This is a genomic window from Methylorubrum salsuginis, from assembly GCF_900114375.1.
GTDB lineage: Bacteria > Pseudomonadota > Alphaproteobacteria > Rhizobiales > Beijerinckiaceae > Methylobacterium > Methylobacterium salsuginis.
In genome coordinates this window covers 196,743-213,397 of sequence record NZ_FOSV01000005.1, presented here as the reverse complement: position 1 = coordinate 213,397, position 16,655 = coordinate 196,743, and the positions used below count along the sequence as shown (strand labels likewise).

The following is a 16,655-nucleotide window of genomic DNA, read 5'->3' as shown; positions in this document are numbered from 1 at the left end:
CCGAAAAGCCTGCGGCGGCGTTGATGCTCGGGCAATTTCGGTATTCAAAACCGGGATAATTCGGTAATCCGGCAGGGCGGCATCGGGCCGTCGGCGGGAGGATGCGCGGGTGAAAGGACGAGGCGGCTCACAGGCTTGGCTCGTCGGCGCTCTGGTCCTGGCGCTCGGCGGGCTCGTCCTCGCCATCGAGCCGCGGCTGCTGAACCGCCTGCCGGATCTCGACGATCTTTTCGCCAAAGGATCTACGGCCCCGCAGGCGCCGACGGCGCTGCGCCCCGAGCCGAAACCCGAGGCGAAGCCGGTCCAGCGCACCGCGATCGAGAACGGGCGCGTCGTGGTGAAGCTCGATGCCGACGAGCGGGCCCGCATCGGCGTGGAGACGCGCAAGGTCGAGCCGGGCCGCCACCGCATCGAGGTCCAGGCCTATGGCAGCGTCCTCGATCTCGCCCGCGTCACGGAACTGACCAACGCCTATGCCAGCGCCCAGGCCGCGCTCCAGACCGCCCAGGCCAGGGCCGAGGTCTCGAAGAGCGCCTTCCAGCGCGCCCGCAGTCTCGGCGCCTACGCGACCCAGGTGCAGGTCGAGACCGCGGAGGGGACCTACCAGACCGATCAGGCCGCGCTCTCGGCGGCCCAGTCGCAGCTGCGCACCCTGGCGGCGACCGCCCAGCAGGAATGGGGGCCGGTGATCGGCAAGGCGATCGTCGAGCGTTCGACCGTCGTGACGCGGCTGATCGAGCGCACCGACTTCCTCGTGCAGGTGACGTTGCCGCCGGGCGAAACGCTGAAGGGTCGGCCCGACACGGCCTTTGCCGAGGTGCCGCCGCAGAGCGAGCGCGTGGCCTTGCGCTACGTCTCGCCGGCCACACGCACCGACCAGCGCATCCAGGGCGTCAGCCTGTTCTACCTCGTCTCCGGCGACAGCGGCCTCCTGCCTGGCATGAGCACGCTCGCCTTCATCACCGCCGACCGGGCGGTCGAGGGCATCCTCGTGCCCGAGGATGCGGTGGTGCATTGGCAGGGCGGGGCGTGGTTCTACCGCGAGGTCGGCGAGGACGGCTTCGCCCGTCATCCGCTGCCGCCGAACGCCGCGATGTCGGCCGATGCCTACGTGGTCGGCGATCTCGCGGAGGAGACCGAGATCGTCGTCGGCGGCGCGCAGGCGCTGCTGTCCGAGGAGGCGAGGGCGCAGGCGCCGGCCTCCATGGATGACGACGATTGATGGCCGCGCCCCCGGCCATTCCCCCGGCCGCACCGCAGACGGGGCCTCAGGCGGCCCTCGTCGCCTTCGCGGTGCGCTTCCCCGGCGTGGTGCTGGCGCTCGGCCTCGCCCTGCTCGTCTACGGCGTCATGGCGCTGGGACAAGCGAAGTACGATGTCTTCCCCGAATTCGCCCCCCCGACCGTCTCGGTCCAGACCGAGGCGCCGGGCCTGAGCCCGGAGCAGGTCGAGGTGATCGTCACGCAGACGGTCGAGGGCGCGATCAACGGGTTGCCGAGCCTCGCGAGCCTGCGCTCGACCTCGATCCAGGGCCTGTCCGTCGTCACCGCCACCTTCACGACGGGAAGCGACATCTACCGGGCGCGTCAGCTCGTGAACGAGCGCCTCGCCACCATCGCCAGCCGCCTGCCGCAGGGCGTCATGGCCCCGACCATGACGGCGCTGACCTCGTCCACCGGCACCGTCCTCGTCCTCGGCCTCACCTCGCAGACGCGCTCGCTGCTCGATCTGCGCACCGTCGCCGACTGGCGGCTGCGCCTGCGGCTGCTGGCGGTCCCCGGCATCGCCGAAGTGCTGGTCTATGGCGGCGACATCCGCTCGATCCAGGTGCAGGTGCGCCCGCGCGACCTGATCCGCTTCGGCATCGGCCTCAACGACGTGCTGGCCGCCGCCCGCAAGGCCACCGGCGTGCGCGGCGCGGGCTTCGTCGATACGACGAACCAGCGCATCGCCCTCCAGACCGAAGGCCAATCGCTGACGCCGGAAGACGTCGCCCGCACGGTGCTGGTCAACGAGGGCGGGGCCAGCGTCACGCTCGGCGACGTGGCCGACGTGCGCGACGCCCCCGAGCCGCCGATCAGCGCGGCGCAGATCGACGGCGTGCCCGGCGTGATGCTCTCGGTCGGGGCGCAGATCGGCGCCAACACCGTCGAGGCGACCCAACAGGTCGAGGCGGCTCTGGCCGAGCTGCGGCCGGGCCTGGAGCGCGAGGGCATCACCCTGCGCACCGACCTGTTCCGGCCCGCGAACTTCGTCGCGGTCGCCAACGGCCACGTGATCCAGGCGCTGGCGCTCGGCGGGCTCCTCGTGATCGTCGTGCTGTTCATGTTCCTGCTCGACTGGCGCACCAGCCTGATCAGCGCGGTCGCGATCCCGCTCTCGCTGATCGCCGCGGTCGCGGTGCTCGCCGCGCTCGGCGAGAGCCTCAACGCCATGACGCTGGGCGGGCTCGCCATCGCCATCGGCGAGGTGGTGGACGACGCGGTGATCGGCGTCGAGAACGTGGTGCGCCGCCTGCGCGAGAACCGCCGTCTGGCCACGCCTCTGCCGGGCCCGGCGGTGGTGTTCGAGGCGGTGATGGAGGTGCGCACCTCGGTCGCCTACGCGACGCTCGCGGTGCTCCTCGTCTTCTTCCCCGTCCTGGCGCTGACGGGGGTCGCCGGCCGCCTGTTCGGCCCGCTGGCCCTCACCTACATCCTCGCCGTGCTGGCCTCGCTCGCGGTGGCGCTGACCCTGACACCGGCTTTGGCCGTGCTGCTGCTGGCGCGGCGCAAGCGCCTGCCGACCCTCGATCCGCTGCCGATGCGCGCCTCGCGCGCCGCCTACATGCGGCTCCTCACGCGGATCGACCGCGCCCCGAAGCGGATCATGGCGACGGGGCTGGTCGCCGTAGTCGCCGCGGGTGCGGCCGTGCCCTTCCTCGGCGGCGCCTTCCTGCCCGATCTGAAGGAGGGCCACCTGATCCTGCACATGGCCGCCGCGCCCGGCACGTCTCTCGAGCAGTCGCTGCGCCTGGGCGGGCACATCACGCAGGCGCTGAAGGAAGTGCCCGGCGTGCGCGCGGTCGCCCAGCAGGTCGGGCGGGCGGAGGCCGGCTACGATGTCGGCGGCACGCATTACAGCGAGATCCATATCGACCTCGCCGCCGGCCTCGACGGCGAGGGCCAGGAGCGGGCCGAGGCCGGCATCCGCGCGCTGATGGCGAAGACGCCGGGCGCCGGCTTCTCGCTCAAGACCTTCCTGACCGAGCGGATCGAGGAAACGGTCTCGGGCTTCACCGCGCCGGTCGCCGTCCACGTGTTCGGCAACGACTTGTCCGCGATCGAGGCCGCCGCCCGCGACGTGGCGCGCGAACTCGGCGAGGTGCGGGGGGCCGCCGACGTGCAGGTGGTCTCCCCCGCCGGGCTCCCGCAGATCAACGTCTCCTTGCGGGCCAACGACCTGCGCCACTGGGGGCTCGATGCCGTCGAGGTCCTGGAGATCGTCCGCACCGCCTATCAGGGCGACGTGGTCGGCCAGACCTACCAGGGCAACGCCGTCTTCAACGTCACGGTCATCCTGGAAAAGGCCGTCCGCACCCGCCTGTCGAGCCTCGGCGACCTGCCGATCCGAGTGCGCGGCGGCAGCTTCATCCGCCTGTCCCAGGTCGCCGACATCTACGAGACCTCCGGGCGCTACGCCGTCCAGCATATCGGCGCGCAGCGCGTGCAGACGATCACGTCGAACGTCGAGGAGCGCGACGTTGCCTCCTTCGTCGAGGCGGCGCGGCGCAAGATCGGCAAGGAGGTGAAGCTGCCGCCGGGCGTCTATGTGAGCTTCGCGGGCGCGGCGGAGGCGCAGGCCAAGGCGCGGCGCGACCTGATCGCCTATTCGGCGCTCGCCGGGCTCGGCATCGTCGTGCTGCTCGCCGTCGTCACCGGCTCGACCCGCAACCTGATCCTCGTGCTGGTCAACCTGCCCTTCGCCTTCGTCGGCGGCGTCGCCGCGGTGGCGGCGACCGGTGCCGTGGTCTCGCTCGGCTCCATCGTCGGGTTCGTGACGCTGTTCGGCATCTCGCTGCGCAACACCATCATGATGGTCTCGCATTACGAGCACCTCACCGCGGTGGAGGGTCGGTCCTGGGGCCGGTCGGCGGCGATCGAGGGCGCGGCAGATCGTCTCGTGCCGATCCTGATGACCTCGCTGGTGACGGGTCTCGGCCTGCTGCCGCTGGCGCTCGGAGCCGGAGAGCCCGGCCGCGAGATCGAAGGGCCGATGGCGCTCGTCATCCTGGGCGGCCTCGTAACCTCGACGGTGCTGAACCTGCTGATCCTGCCGACGCTGGCCCTGCGCTACGGCCGCTTCGGCCCCGCCGGCGCTCCGGCCTGAGACTCTCGATCCGCCGCCTCGGGATGGATCGGGATGTCTTCCATTTGACGGATTACGTTGCCCCCGGCCTCTCGACTTGAGTGTTTCGAAGCCAATACCCACAACGCAAACGTAGTTTTTTAAATTGCTCCCTTGCGTCTTCGGGCGACACGTATGATCTTGCCGCCCGAGGGGCCATAGGAACGGACAAGCAGGATGACGGAAGAGAGTCAGAAATCATTCAACGACTTCGTGGAATTGGCGAGCGACATCGTCTCGTCCTACGTGTCGAACAACTCAGTGCCCGCGTCCGAGCTTCCCGGCCTGATCATCAACGTTCACGCAGCCTTGACCGGGCTCGGCGGCGCGACCGCCGCGGCGGCCCCGGCCGAGGAGGCGATCGAGAAGCCGACCCCGGCTCAGGTTCGCAAGTCCGTGACCCCGGACGCGATCATCAGCTTCATCGACGGCAAGCCCTACAAGACCCTCAAGCGTCATCTCGGCACCCACGGTCTCGACCCCTATTCGTATCGCCAGCGTTACAACCTGCCGAACGATTACCCGATGGTGGCCCCGAACTACGCCGCGCAGCGTTCGGCGCTCGCCAAGTCGATCGGCCTGGGCCGTCCCGGCGGCCGTATCGAGGAGCCGGAGCCCGAGCCCGAGACCACGAAGCCGTCCCGCTCGCGCCAGAAGGTCGCCTGACCACGGCGAGACGGTGCGGGGCGCGTTGTCGTCCTCCGACCGTCGTTCCGGGGCGCCGATTAGCGACCTCGGATCCGAAGGGGCGCGCCGGAGGCGTGCAATTCACGACGGGCCGCGACGCCTTGTCCGAGCCGCGCATCGCGACGGGGCCGCTCCCCCGTTTCCGGGGCGCGGCGGTCGCTCTATTCTCAGCCGGACCGTCCCACCGGGGCGGCCGGCTTTTTGATTCTTCGGGTGGGTGGACATGGCGGGCGCGGCCCATCTCATTGTGGACGTGGCCGGCACGCCTTGCGCCCTGCCGCAGGCCGAGATCCGGGAGATTCTGCCGCTGCCGCGCCTACATGCGCCGCCGACGGTCGGCGGACCGGTCGCGGGCCTGCTCAACCTCGGCGGCGAGCCGGTGCCGGTGGTGGATCTCGCCGTCCTGTTCGGCCTGCGCGACGGTGCGGGCGCGGAGGACCCCTATCGTCACGTGGTGCTGGCCCGTTCTCGCGCGCTGGGTCTTCTGGTCGACCGGGCGCTCGATGTGGTGGCCGTCGCGTCGGAGGCCATGAAGCCGGTCGAGCCGGCACGCAGCCTGAACGGCTGCGTCGTGGCCGAGTTCGCCCACGACCAGAATCTCGTCCATCGGCTGTCGCTCGACCGCATCCTGACGCTGGAGGAGCAGGCCCGGCTCGACGCCTTCGCCGCCGCCGCTCAGGAGCGGCTCGCCCGGTTCGGGGCGCCAGAGGCCGTTCGGCCCGCGTGACGCATCCGCCCGAACGCGCGCGCCGCGCCGCAGGCCCCGCCGACGATCCGGCGTTTCCCGCGCTCAAGGAGCGGGTGATCGCCCGCACCGGTCACAACTATTATTGCGACAAGGACGATCTGCTGCACGACCGGGTGCGCCGGCGGCTGAAAGCCTGCGGCCTGCCCGATTGCGCCGCCTATCTCGCCCGCCTCGAAGGTCCCGGCGGGCGCGACGAATGGGCGGCGCTCGAAGCCGAGATCACCATCGGCGAGACCTTCTTCTTCCGCTACGCCGAGCAGTTCGAGGCGCTGCGCGCCCGCATCCTGCCCGACCTGATCGCCGCACGCTCCGACACCCGCACCCTCCGGATCTGGAGCGCGGGCTGCTCGACCGGCGCCGAGCCCTATTCGCTGGCCATCCTCGTTCGCGACCTGCTCGGCGAAGCCCTGTCCGACTGGTCGGTGACGATCCTCGGTACCGATCTCAGCGTCGAGGCGCTCGCCACTGCCCGCGAGGCCGAGTTCGGTCCCTGGGCCCTGCGCACCATGGACGAGGCCGACCGCCTGCGCTGGTTCCGGCGCCAGCCCGCCCGGCCGGGCCGCCCGCACGGCTCCTATGCGCTGCGCCCGATCTATCGCCGGATGGTCCGGTTCGAGCGCCAGAACCTGCTCTCGCTGATCGAGGGTCCGCAGCCCAATCTGGCGGCGAATGTGGGGGCGAACTTCGATCTGATTCTGTGCCGCAACGTGCTGATCTACTTTTCGGCCGAGCACGTGAACGGGATCGTCCGGGCGCTGGGCCAGCGGCTCCAGCCCGGCGGCTGGCTGCTGATCGGCCACGCCGAGCCCAACCCGGCCTTCGCCCAATGGCTGGAGCCGGTGGCCCTGCCCGGAACCATCGCCTATCGCCCGGTAGGCACGCAGACCGGCGAGCCGCAGCCGGCCCCCGTTTGGCCGCCGGAGATCGTCCTTCCGCCGATACCGCTCCCCGAGCCGGTCCCACCGCCCCCGGCGCCACCGGCGCCCCGGCGGGCCGAACCGGCGCCGCCGCCGGCCCAAGCGCCCGAGGCCCCGGACCCCGGCGATCTCCTCGGACACGTCCGGCGACTCGCCGATGCGGGGCAGACCGCGCAGGCATGGCGGCTCCTGCAGGACGGGATCGGCGGGCGCGGCACCGATCCGGCCCTGCGCTACTACGAGGGGTTGCTCGCCCTCGATCTCGGACGCGAGGCGGAAGCCGAGCGGGCGTTGCGCGGCGCGCTGTTCCTCGACCGCGGCTTCGTCATGGCCCATTACCAGCTCGGCCTGTTGCTGGCCCGTCGCGGGCGGCGGGACGAGGCGTCGCGCGCCCTCGACAACGCGCTTCGCCTCGCGCAAGGACTGCCGCCCGAGACGATCCTGCCCGAAGGAGACGGCGTGAGCGCCTTCCGCCTAGCCGAGAATGCGCGGGCGCTCCTCGCGAGCGGGCCGGCCGCATGACGGCCGCCCTCGATGCGAAGATCGTCGAACGGCGCGACGCCCTGCTCGACGCCCGCGCGGCGGCGCTCGCCGCCCGCTCCGCCGGGGGGGAGCGCGCCGTCGCGACCGAGGGCTTCCTCGTCTGCGCCTGCGGCGCCGAGCGCGTTGGCCTGCCGCTCGCGTCGGTCGCGGGCGTGACGCCGCCGATCCCCTGCACGGCACTTCCCGGCGCGCCGACGACCCTGCGCGGGATCGGCGCCATGGCCGGCACCATCGTCACCGTGCTCGATCTCGCCGCCTGCCTCGGGCTCAGCGCCGGATCGGAGGACGGGCACCTCGTGCGGCTGCGGGCGCAGGAGCCCGCGATGGCGCTGGCCGTCGACCGCGTGGTCGGCATCGCCCGCATCGAATCCCGCGCGAACGTCGCCGCCGACGCCCTGGGAGCCGGCCCGGTTCTGGGCTATGTCCCGCCGGGCTCCGACCGGACCGGCGATGTCCGCGACGGCTTCTCGATCCTCGACCTGCCGGCGCTGCTGGCCCGCTTCCCCACCTGACGGCCGCTGGCCGGTCTTCCCCCATCGCCGGAGCCTTCGAACGCCCGTGTCGCTCTCGATCGGAAAACGCATCCTCCTCGGCTTCGTGGCCGCGAGCCTGATCGTGGCCCTGCTCGGCGCCTACGCGCTGCGGCAGATCGCGACCGTGCGCGACATGACGGACACCATCGTCAGCCGCGACATCGGCGTGCTGCGCCAGCTCGACGACCTCGGCAACGTCTCGCGCAACATGGGGCTGGTGCGCCGCAACGCGGTGATCGCGGTGCTGACCTCGTCGCAAGGATCGGGGCAGCGGCAGCAGGACGACTTCCTCGGCGGCTGGCGCCAGAACGCCACGGAGCTGGAGCGCCTGCTCGCCATCATCGCGGCCGAGGTGAAGGAGTACCGCGCCGCCGCGATCTCCGCGGACCGCGCCTCGGCCTGGATCCGGTTCGGCAGCGTCATCGACGAGGTCAGCGACAGCTTCCGGCAGGTGCGCTCGGCCAGCGAAGTCCAGCTCCAGGCGGTCAACTCCAAGGACATCGCCACCGTCGAAGGGCGCAACGACGAGATCAACCGCCTCCATGACGGCCTCCTGCGCAGCATCGGCAACGCCCGCACCGCGCTCGACGGCGTGATCGCGGTCGGACAGAAGAGCGTGCGCGACATCTACGATGCGAGCCGCCTGTCGATCGCCATCACCGTGATCGCCTCGGTGCTGCTCTCGGTCCTCGTGACCATCCTCATCAGCCGGGCCGTGGTGCGCCCGCTGGAGAACGTCATGCGCTTCGTGGAGCGCATCGGCGCCGGCGACCTCACCGGCCGCCTCGAGCGCACCGGCCAGGACGAGATCGGGCGCCTGGGCGCAACCCTCAACAGCATGGCCGCGGGGCTCGCCGACCTCGCCCGGACCAACCGCGCCGCCACCGCCGACCTCAACGCGGCGGCGGCCGAGATCCGCGCCTCGGCGCAGGAACAGGCGGCGAGCGTGGAAGAGCAGTTCGCCGCCGTGCAGGAGACTGCCGCGACGGTCGACGAGATCACCCATTCGGGCGCCCAGATCTCGAAGCGTGCCAGCGAGGTCATCGCCACCGCCCAGGCCGCGGCCCAGACCGCCCGCTCAGGGCTTCGCGCGGCCACCGACACGGCCAAGGCCATGGACTCGATCCGCGAGCAGGGCGAAGCGGTGGCCGGCAATATCGTGGCGCTCAGCGAGAAGACCCAGGCGATCGGCGAGATCATCGTCACGGTCAACGACATCTCAGAGCGCACCCACCTGCTCGCCCTCAACGCCGCCATCGAGGCGGCGGCGGCCGGCGAGGAGGGGCGCAGCTTCGCGGTCGTCGCCTCGGAGATGAAGCTGCTCGCCGATCAGGCCAAGCAGGCGACCGTGCAGGTGCGCGGCATCCTCGGCGAGATCCAGCGCGGCATCAACGCCTCGGTCATGCTGACGGAGGAAGCGGTCAAGCGCGCGGCGGCGGGCAAGACCCGCACCGACTCGACCGTGCGAACCATCGAGGAGATGGCCGCCCGGGTGGAGGAGGGCGTGCAGACCTTCCAGCAGATCGTGGCCTCGACCAACCAGCAGCAGCTCGGCATCGAACAGGTGATGGGGGCGCTCCAGAACATCCGGCAGGCGAGCCAGCAGACCGCCGCCGGCACCCGCGAGGTCGAGACGGCCTCGGCCAACCTCACCGAACTCGCCCAGGGGCTGATGGCTCTGGCCGAGCGATACCGGCTTTAGGTGACTGGGCTGCATCGGCTTTCTGCGACAAGCCGGTTCCCCCCTTTCGGACCGATGCTCTAGATCCTTGAACCGCATCGTCTTTTTCCGAAAGCCGGTTCCCACCTTTCGGACCGATGCTCTAGGCCGCGCCGCATGGACATCCGCCAACAGCTTCTCGCCGCCTTCGAGGTCGAGCATCGCGAGCATCTCGACGCGATCCGCGCCGCGCTGGCCGCCGAGGGCGGCGTCGATTGGCACGACGTGTTTCGCCGCGCCCACAGCCTGAAGGGCGCGGCGCGGGCCGTCGATCTGCCGCCGGTCGAGGCGGTGGCGCATCAGCTGGAGGCCCTGTTCGAGCGGATCAACACCGGGCAACATCCCCTCGACCGGGAGGCGCGGGCCGCGACCCATCTGGCGCTCGACCGGATCGAGGCCTACGTCGCCGCGGGCGGGGCCGGCGCGATGCCGGACGATGCGCTCGCCGCTCTCGCCGCCTGCCTCGATCCGACCGCCCCCAAGCCGGCACCGGAGCCCGAACCGGCCCCCACGCCGTCGCCCTCGCCCCCCGCGACCGAACCGGCGGGCGAACCCTCGCTCGCCGTCCTGCGCGTGCCCGCCACCGCCGTCGAGGCGCTGACGCGGGCAAGCCACGGGCTCTGGGCCGCCCTGCCGGGCCAGACCCTCGCGGCCGAGCGTGCGACCCGCTTCGCCGCCCAGGCCCGCGCGTTGCGCCGCCGGGCCGAGGCCGCCCAACGCCCCAGCCAGGCGGAACACCTCGCCGACGCCGCCGCGCTTCGCCGGGCGCTTTCCGAGATCGAGGCCGGACTCGCGGCCCTGGCCCGCGAGGCCTCCGACCTCGCCCTGGGCCAGAAAGCCGCCAACCTCGCCGTCGAGACCGCCGCCGCCCGCGTGCGCGAGGAAGCCGAGCGCCTCGCCCTGGTCCCGGCCGAGACCGTGTTCGGCGGCCTCGCCCGGATGGTGCGCGACCTCGCCCGAGCCGAGGGACGCGACGTCGAGGTCTCGGCCCGCGGCCTCGATCTCCCGGTGGAACGGGCGATGCTGCAATCGCTCAAGGATCCGGTGCTGCACGCCTTGCGCAACGCGCTCAGCCACGGCGCCGAGCCGCCCGAGGCCCGCCGCCGCGCCGGCAAGCCGCCCGCCCTGTCGATCCTGCTCAGCATCGAGGCCCAGGGCGGTCGCCTCGTGCTGGGCATCCATGACGACGGCCGCGGGCCCGACCTTTCGGCCATCGAGGCCACCGCCCGCCAGCGCGGGCTGCTCGGCCCGGAGGCGCGGCCCGATGCGGAGGCGCTGCTGGCGCTGCCGTTCGAACCGGGCTTCTCCACCGCCGGCACGGTGGACGCCCTGTCGGGCCGCGGCATGGGGCTTTCCGTCGTCGCCGAGGTCGCCCGCGCTCTGCACGGGCAGGTGCGGCTCGCCCCCCGTGACCCGCACGGCACCTCGCTGATCCTGACGCTGCCGCTTTCCGCCGCACGGCGCCCCGTGGTGATCGTCGAGGCGGGCGGGGTCCGCTACGCCCTGCCGAGCGGCGCCGTCGAGGCGCTGACCCGGCTCGACCCGGATGTGCTGGAGACCGTGGCGGGACGCGCGGTCGTCCCGGTGGAAGGCGAGGCCGAGCGCGCCGGCACGACGCTTCCCGTCGCCGCCCTCAGCGCCCTGCTCGGCGTTCCGGAAGCCGCCCGCGACACCGCCACGGTGCCGGCCCTGCGGTTGCGCGGCGCGCAGGGGCGCTGCGTCGTCACGGTCGAGGCCCTGCACGACGTGCGCCGCCTCCTCGTGCTCCCGGCCCCGCCCTTCGGCGTCGATCCGGCGCTCGTGACCGGAACCGTGGTGCTGGGCACCGATACCCCGGCCCTGGTGCTCGATCCCGACGGCCTGATCGCGCGACTGGGCCATGCGGGGCCGAGGCCTTCCCATGAGCGTATGAAACCATACAATCCGGCCGACGGAACGATGGTTGAGACGCGGCGTTCGACGATTCTCGTCGTCGACGACTCGATCACGACCCGCACCCTGGAGAAGAGCATCTTGGAAGCGGCGGGCTACCGCGTCATCGTCTGCGTCGACGGACAGGAGGCACTCGATCGCCTGCGGGCGCGCATCGAACCGGTCGATTGCGTGGTGGCCGACGTGGAGATGCCGCGCCTCGACGGATTCGGCCTCGTCGAGGCCCTGCGCCGCGAGGAGGAATTCGGCCGCCTGCCCATCGTCCTGATGACCTCCCGCGGCGACGAGGCGGACATCGCCCGCGGCCTCGAACTCGGGGCCGACGCCTATCTGACCAAACAGAAATTCGACCAGCGCGAACTCCTGGACACCATCGGTCAGCTGCTGTGAGCGGGGGAAGCGACATTCTGGCGCCCAAGGGGCGCGTGCGCGTGCTGGTGGTCGAGGATTCCCTCGTCGTCCGCACCCTGCTCACCCACATCATCAGCCGCGATCCGCGGCTCGAACTCGCCGGCGCGGTCGAGTCCGGCGAGGCGGCGCTCGCGGCGATCGATACCGTGCGGCCCGACGTGATCTCGATGGACATTCGGCTCCCCGGCATCGACGGTCTGGAGACGACCCGGCGCATCATGGCCGACCGGCCGACGCCCATCGTCGTCATCGCCGACTCGGTCGAGGATTCCTCCCTCAAGATCTCGATGAACGCGCTGCGGGCCGGGGCGCTGTCGGTGGTCGAGAAGCCGGTGGCGACGACGAACGACGGCTACGACGCCGTCGCCGGCCAGATCTGCACGCAGCTGCGCATCATGGCCGCCGTCCCGGTGATCCGCCGCCGCCCCATCGGCGCCGAATGGGCGGCGCGCAAGGCTGCGCCCCCGGCGGCCGAGATGCCGGCCCTGTTCGAGCCGGTCTCGGCCACCCCGAGCGTGCTCGCCATCGCGGCCTCCACCGGCGGCCCGCCCGCCTTGGCGAAAGTGATCGGCGGCCTCGCGGCCGACTTCCCGCTGCCGGTGCTGCTCGTCCAGCACATGGGCGCGGCCTTCATGGAAGGCTTTGCCAGTTGGCTCGACGGCGTGGTGGCGCTGCCCGTGGGGCTCGCCCGCGACGGCGAGATCATGGCGCCCGGCCGCGTCTACGTCGCGCCGGGCGACCGCCATCTCGAACTGGGCGCCAGCGGCGTTCTGCGCGTGAGCGACGCCGCCCCGGTCGGCGGCCAGCGCCCGGCCGCTACCGTGCTGTTCGCCTCCGTCGCCCGACAGGCCGGGGCGCAGGGCATCGGCGTGCTGCTCACCGGCATGGGCGAGGACGGCGCCACCGGCCTCCTCGAGATGCGAAAGGCCGGCGCCGCAACGGTCGCCGAGCACGAGAGTTCGGCCGTCGTCTACGGCATGCCGGCGGCGGCCGTGCGGCTCTCGGCGGCGTCGCGGGTGCTTCCCCTGGAGCAGGTCGCGCCCCATCTGCTGCGGCTCGCCCAGGGGAGACCGTCATGACCATGCCCGCAGCCGAGGCGGCGCGGGAGCACCGCCTGTTGCTGGTGGAGGATTCCGAGACCCAGGCGCTGGAACTGCGGCTTCAGCTCGAAGCCCAGGGATTCTCGGTGCAGCGCTGCGCGACGGCGGAAGCCGCGCTCGACCTCCTCAACACCGACCTGCCCGACCTCGTCGTCGCCGACCATCACCTGCCCGGCATGAACGGCGACGAGTTCACCCGGCAGATGCGGCTGTCCCTGCGCACCCGCGCGCTGCCCGTCGTGATGCTGACGAGCGCGCGGGACGGCGAGCGCCACGGCTTCGAGAGCGGCGCCGACGCCTATGTCGAGAAATCCGCCGACCGCGACCTGCTGGTGCTGCGCATCCGCGCGCTCCTGCGCGAGCGCAAGAGCGGCGCGGCGGAAGGGCCGTCGGGGGCCGCCTTCCGCCGGGGCCGGGTGCTGATCGTCGACGGCAGCGCCACCTACCGGGCCTTCTTCACCGGCCTGCTCTCGCAGGAGGGCCACACCGTCGTGGCGGCGGCCGACCGGGCCGCAGCCTTGGCTGCGCTGGACGAGCCGGGGGCGAGCTTCGACTGCGTCACCCTCGACCTCGTCGGCAGCCCCTATGACGGCATCGCGCTCTGTACCGAGATCGGCGCGCGCCGCCTCAAGCAGGCAGAGGCCGGCGGCGCGGGCTTCCCGCTGATCGGCATGGCCGGGGCCAAGCCCGACAAGAGCCTGCTGGTGGCGGCCTTCGCGGCCGGCGCCGACGACGTGGTGTCCAAGGCCGACGGCGAGGTGCTGGCGATGCGGGTGCGCGGCCTCGTGCGCCGCCGCCTGCTGGAAGAGGACAACCGCCGCATCTCCGGCGAATTCGGCGACCGCGAGCGCGCCGTCGAGCGCGCCCGCGCGGAAGCCGAGGCGGCGGCCGCCCGCGCCGCTCTGGCCGACGCGCTCCAGCAGGCCAACCGCGATCTGGAGGACGCCAACCGCAAGCTGACCGAGGCGCAGGCAAAGCTCGTCCAGGCCGCCAAGATGGCCTCGCTCGGCGAGCTGGTCGCCGGCATCGCCCACGAGATCAACAACCCGCTCGCCTTCATCCTGGCCCACCAGGGCACCGTCGAGCGAATCTTAAGCGAGTTGCCGGCCCCGGAAGCCCCCGATGGCGCCCGCGCCCTCACCAAAGCCCGCGACCGCGTCGGCTCGATGCGGCTCGGCCTCACCCGCATCCAGGAACTGGTGCTGAACCTGCGAAAATTCTCGCGCCTCGACGAGGGCGAGCGCGGTCTCGTCAACGTGCCGGAGGCGATCGAGACCGTGCTGGCGCTGATCCAGCACAAGCTCGGCACCCGCATCGCCGTCCGGCGCGACTTTTCCGGGCGCGCGGAGATTCACTGTACGCCGGCGCTCCTCAATCAGGTCGTCATGAACATCCTCGGCAACGCCGCCGACGCCATTCCCGAAGAGGGCACCATTACCGTGGCGACCGACTCCGACGAGGAGACCGATTTCATCCGCATCAGCGACACCGGGCCGGGTATTCCCGAAGACTTGCGCGAAAAAATCTTCGAGCCGTTCTTCACGACGAAGCCGGTCGGATCGGGTACCGGGCTCGGCTTGGCGATTGCGTACAGCGTCGTTCAGGCGCATAGCGGCTCGCTGACCGTGGAGACGGCGCCGGGTGGGGGCGCGAGCTTCGTCATCGGCATCCCGAGGCAGTCGGCAGCGGCATGAGCAGAGGCACGATCCTGGCCGTCGACGACGAGCCGGACATCCTGATCGCCCTCGAGGACCTGTTCGAGGACGAGTACCGGGTGCTCACCTCGGCCAAGCCCGAGGAGGCGCTTCGCCTCCTCCGCGAAGAGCCCGACATCGCCGTCGTCGTCTCCGACCAGCGCATGCCCGGCATGACCGGCGACGCGCTCCTGGCCGAGGCCCGGCGCTTCCACGAGGCGCAGGCGATCCTGCTCACGGGCTACGCCGACATCTCGGCGGTGATCGCCGCGCTCAACCGCGGCGGCATCATCGGCTACGTCGCCAAGCCCTGGGACCCGACGCTCTTACGCGCCACCGTGCGCAACGCCTACGAGCGCCACCGCCTCGGCCGGGATCTCGCCACCGAGCGGGCGCTCCTGCGCGGCCTGCTCGATCACGCCGAGGAGGCGATCTCGTTCAAGGATGCGGGCGGGCGCTTCGTGCGCCTCAATGCCCGCAAGGCCGCCCTGATGGGCGCCGAGATCGAGGCGAGCCTCGGCCGCACCGAGACCGCCGTCACCGACACGTCCGAGGCACGGGAGACGGAGGAGGCCGATGCGCGCTCCGTCGCCGCCGGAGAGGCCGGCTCGACGGTGATCGCCCGCGGGGTGCTCGGGGCGGAGCGCTGGTCGCACGTCATCCGCGTGCCGATCCGCGGAGGCAGCGGGGAGGTGACCCACCTCGCCACGATCGAACGCGACGTGACCGAACAGAAGAGCCTGGAGGCGCGGCTGCGCCAATCCGACAAGATGCAGGCGCTCGGCACGCTGGCCGGCGGCATCGCCCACGACTTCAACAACCTGCTCACCGCCATCCTCGGCAGCCTGGAACTGGTCGGGCCGCGGATCGCCGACCAGCCGCGGGTGAAGCGCCTCGTCGACAACGCCACCGGTGCGGCCCAGCGCGGCTCGGCGCTGACCAAGCGCCTCCTCAGCTTCAGCCGCTCCAACGACGTGAAGGCCCGCCCCGTCGATCCGAACGCGCTCATCGAGGGCATGAGCGCCCTGTTCGGATCGAGCCTCGGCAGCCTCGTCACCGTGGTGCGGGACCTCGATCCCGCCACGCCCCGCGCCTTGGTCGATCCCGACCAGCTCGAACTGGCGGTGCTCAATCTCTGCATCAACGCCCGCGACGCCATGCCGGACGGCGGACGCGTGACGATCGCGACGCGGCGCGCCGACATCGCCGACGACCCCGATCTCAAGTCCGGCACCTATGCCGTCGTCACGGTGGCCGACGAGGGCACCGGCATCCCGCCCGAACTCCTGGAGCGGGTCTGCGAGCCGTTCTTCACCACGAAGGCGGTGGGGCAGGGCACGGGCCTCGGCCTCGCCATGGTGTTCGGCCTCGCCCAGCAGGCGGGGGGGCGGCTTCGCATCGCCAGCGAGGTCGGCACCGGCACCCGCATCGAACTCGCCCTGCCGCAGGCGGAAGCCACGCCCGAGGCGGATGCGGCCGAGACCGTGCCGGAGGTGGCGACCGCGGCGGTTCCGGCCCGCATCCTCGTGGTCGATGACGACCCGGAGGTGCGCCACGTGACGGCCTCCTTCCTCAACGATTTCGGCTACACCGAGACCGAGGCCAAGGACGGGCACGCGGCGCTCGCCATGATGGAGGAGGGCGGGCGCTTCGACCTCGTGGTGGCCGACCTCGCCATGCCGGGCATGACCGGCGTCGAACTCGCCGCCGCGATCCGCAGCCGCTTCGAAGGCGTGCCGGTGCTGCTCCTGACCGGCCACGCCGAGGCCGTGCCGATCCCCGACGACCTGCCGGTGATGCAGAAGCCCTTCGCCTCCGCCGAACTCGCCGCGCGGGTGTCGCAATTGCTCGCGGGCGGGGCCTGAGCCGCCGACCCGCGTCCCAAAAGCAACATTTGTTCGATCTTGTCGCAAAACGATTGCGCTCCGGCGTGGCCGGAACGAAGATCGTTTCGTCCCGGTGCGAACCGGTTCGCGAAACGATT

11 protein-coding genes are annotated in these 16,655 nt (G+C 71.8%); all 11 read left to right on the top strand.

Annotated features, from left to right (window positions below):
* Positions 1 to 109: 109 nt before the first annotated feature.
* The 11 genes from BM140_RS09035 (at position 110) to BM140_RS08985 (ending at position 16,536) form a co-directional block, all read left to right on the top strand.
* Positions 110 to 1,222, top strand: a complete 1,113-nt coding sequence (locus tag BM140_RS09035; RefSeq protein ID WP_091944355.1) for an efflux RND transporter periplasmic adaptor subunit — start codon at positions 110 to 112, stop codon at positions 1,220 to 1,222.
* On the top strand, positions 1,222 to 4,368 hold the full coding sequence (locus tag BM140_RS09030) for an efflux RND transporter permease subunit (protein WP_091944352.1): 3,147 nt from the start codon (positions 1,222 to 1,224) through the stop codon (positions 4,366 to 4,368). Before BM140_RS09035 ends, BM140_RS09030 begins: the two co-directional genes overlap by 1 nt.
* Before the next feature lie 195 nt (positions 4,369 to 4,563).
* Positions 4,564 to 5,052: a Ros/MucR family transcriptional regulator gene (locus tag BM140_RS09025; RefSeq protein WP_091944349.1), complete on the top strand. Its 489-nt coding sequence runs from the start codon at positions 4,564 to 4,566 to the stop codon at positions 5,050 to 5,052.
* Positions 5,053 to 5,296: 244 nt separating this feature from the next.
* Positions 5,297 to 5,800, top strand: coding sequence for a chemotaxis protein CheW (locus BM140_RS09020; protein WP_091944346.1), 504 nt, complete (start codon positions 5,297 to 5,299; stop codon positions 5,798 to 5,800).
* Positions 5,797 to 7,260, top strand: a complete 1,464-nt coding sequence (locus BM140_RS09015) for a CheR family methyltransferase (RefSeq protein WP_091944343.1) — start codon at positions 5,797 to 5,799, stop codon at positions 7,258 to 7,260. Before BM140_RS09020 ends, BM140_RS09015 begins: the two co-directional genes overlap by 4 nt.
* Positions 7,257 to 7,793 (top strand): chemotaxis protein CheW, encoded by a 537-nt coding sequence (locus tag BM140_RS09010; protein ID WP_091944340.1) that lies wholly within the window; start codon positions 7,257 to 7,259, stop codon positions 7,791 to 7,793. Before BM140_RS09015 ends, BM140_RS09010 begins: the two co-directional genes overlap by 4 nt.
* Before the next feature lie 46 nt (positions 7,794 to 7,839).
* Positions 7,840 to 9,516 carry a methyl-accepting chemotaxis protein gene (locus BM140_RS09005; RefSeq protein ID WP_244535362.1) on the top strand — a complete coding sequence of 559 codons (1,677 nt, stop codon included), beginning with the start codon at positions 7,840 to 7,842 and terminating at the stop codon, positions 9,514 to 9,516.
* Positions 9,517 to 9,651: 135 nt separating this feature from the next.
* The gene (locus tag BM140_RS09000) at positions 9,652 to 11,856 is read left to right on the top strand and encodes a hybrid sensor histidine kinase/response regulator (protein ID WP_091944334.1); all 2,205 of its coding nucleotides are present in this window, start codon (positions 9,652 to 9,654) and stop codon (positions 11,854 to 11,856) included.
* A gap of 35 nt (positions 11,857 to 11,891) precedes the next feature.
* Positions 11,892 to 12,956, top strand: coding sequence for a chemotaxis-specific protein-glutamate methyltransferase CheB (gene cheB, locus BM140_RS08995; RefSeq protein ID WP_091944330.1), 1,065 nt, complete (start codon positions 11,892 to 11,894; stop codon positions 12,954 to 12,956).
* A 2-nt stretch (positions 12,957 to 12,958) separates the two neighbouring features.
* The gene (locus tag BM140_RS08990) at positions 12,959 to 14,671 is read left to right on the top strand and encodes a response regulator (protein WP_091944508.1); all 1,713 of its coding nucleotides are present in this window, start codon (positions 12,959 to 12,961) and stop codon (positions 14,669 to 14,671) included.
* The gene (locus tag BM140_RS08985; RefSeq protein WP_091944327.1) at positions 14,668 to 16,536 is read left to right on the top strand and encodes a response regulator; all 1,869 of its coding nucleotides are present in this window, start codon (positions 14,668 to 14,670) and stop codon (positions 16,534 to 16,536) included. The genes BM140_RS08990 and BM140_RS08985 overlap by 4 nt, the downstream gene beginning before the upstream one ends.
* Positions 16,537 to 16,655 lie beyond the last annotated feature (119 nt).

Bases quoted from the DNA above. Each gene is read 5' to 3' on its own strand.
- BM140_RS09000 (WP_091944334.1), top strand. From the start codon at position 9,652: ATGGACATCCGCCAACAGCTTCTCGCCGCCTTCGAGGTCGAGCATCGC.
- BM140_RS08985 (WP_091944327.1), top strand. From the start codon at position 14,668: ATGAGCAGAGGCACGATCCTGGCCGTCGACGACGAGCCGGACATCCTG.
- BM140_RS09020 (WP_091944346.1), top strand. From the start codon at position 5,297: ATGGCGGGCGCGGCCCATCTCATTGTGGACGTGGCCGGCACGCCTTGC.
- BM140_RS08990 (WP_091944508.1), top strand. From the start codon at position 12,959: ATGCCCGCAGCCGAGGCGGCGCGGGAGCACCGCCTGTTGCTGGTGGAG.
- BM140_RS09025 (WP_091944349.1), top strand. From the start codon at position 4,564: ATGACGGAAGAGAGTCAGAAATCATTCAACGACTTCGTGGAATTGGCG.
- BM140_RS09010 (WP_091944340.1), top strand. From the start codon at position 7,257: ATGACGGCCGCCCTCGATGCGAAGATCGTCGAACGGCGCGACGCCCTG.
- BM140_RS09030 (WP_091944352.1), top strand. From the start codon at position 1,222: ATGGCCGCGCCCCCGGCCATTCCCCCGGCCGCACCGCAGACGGGGCCT.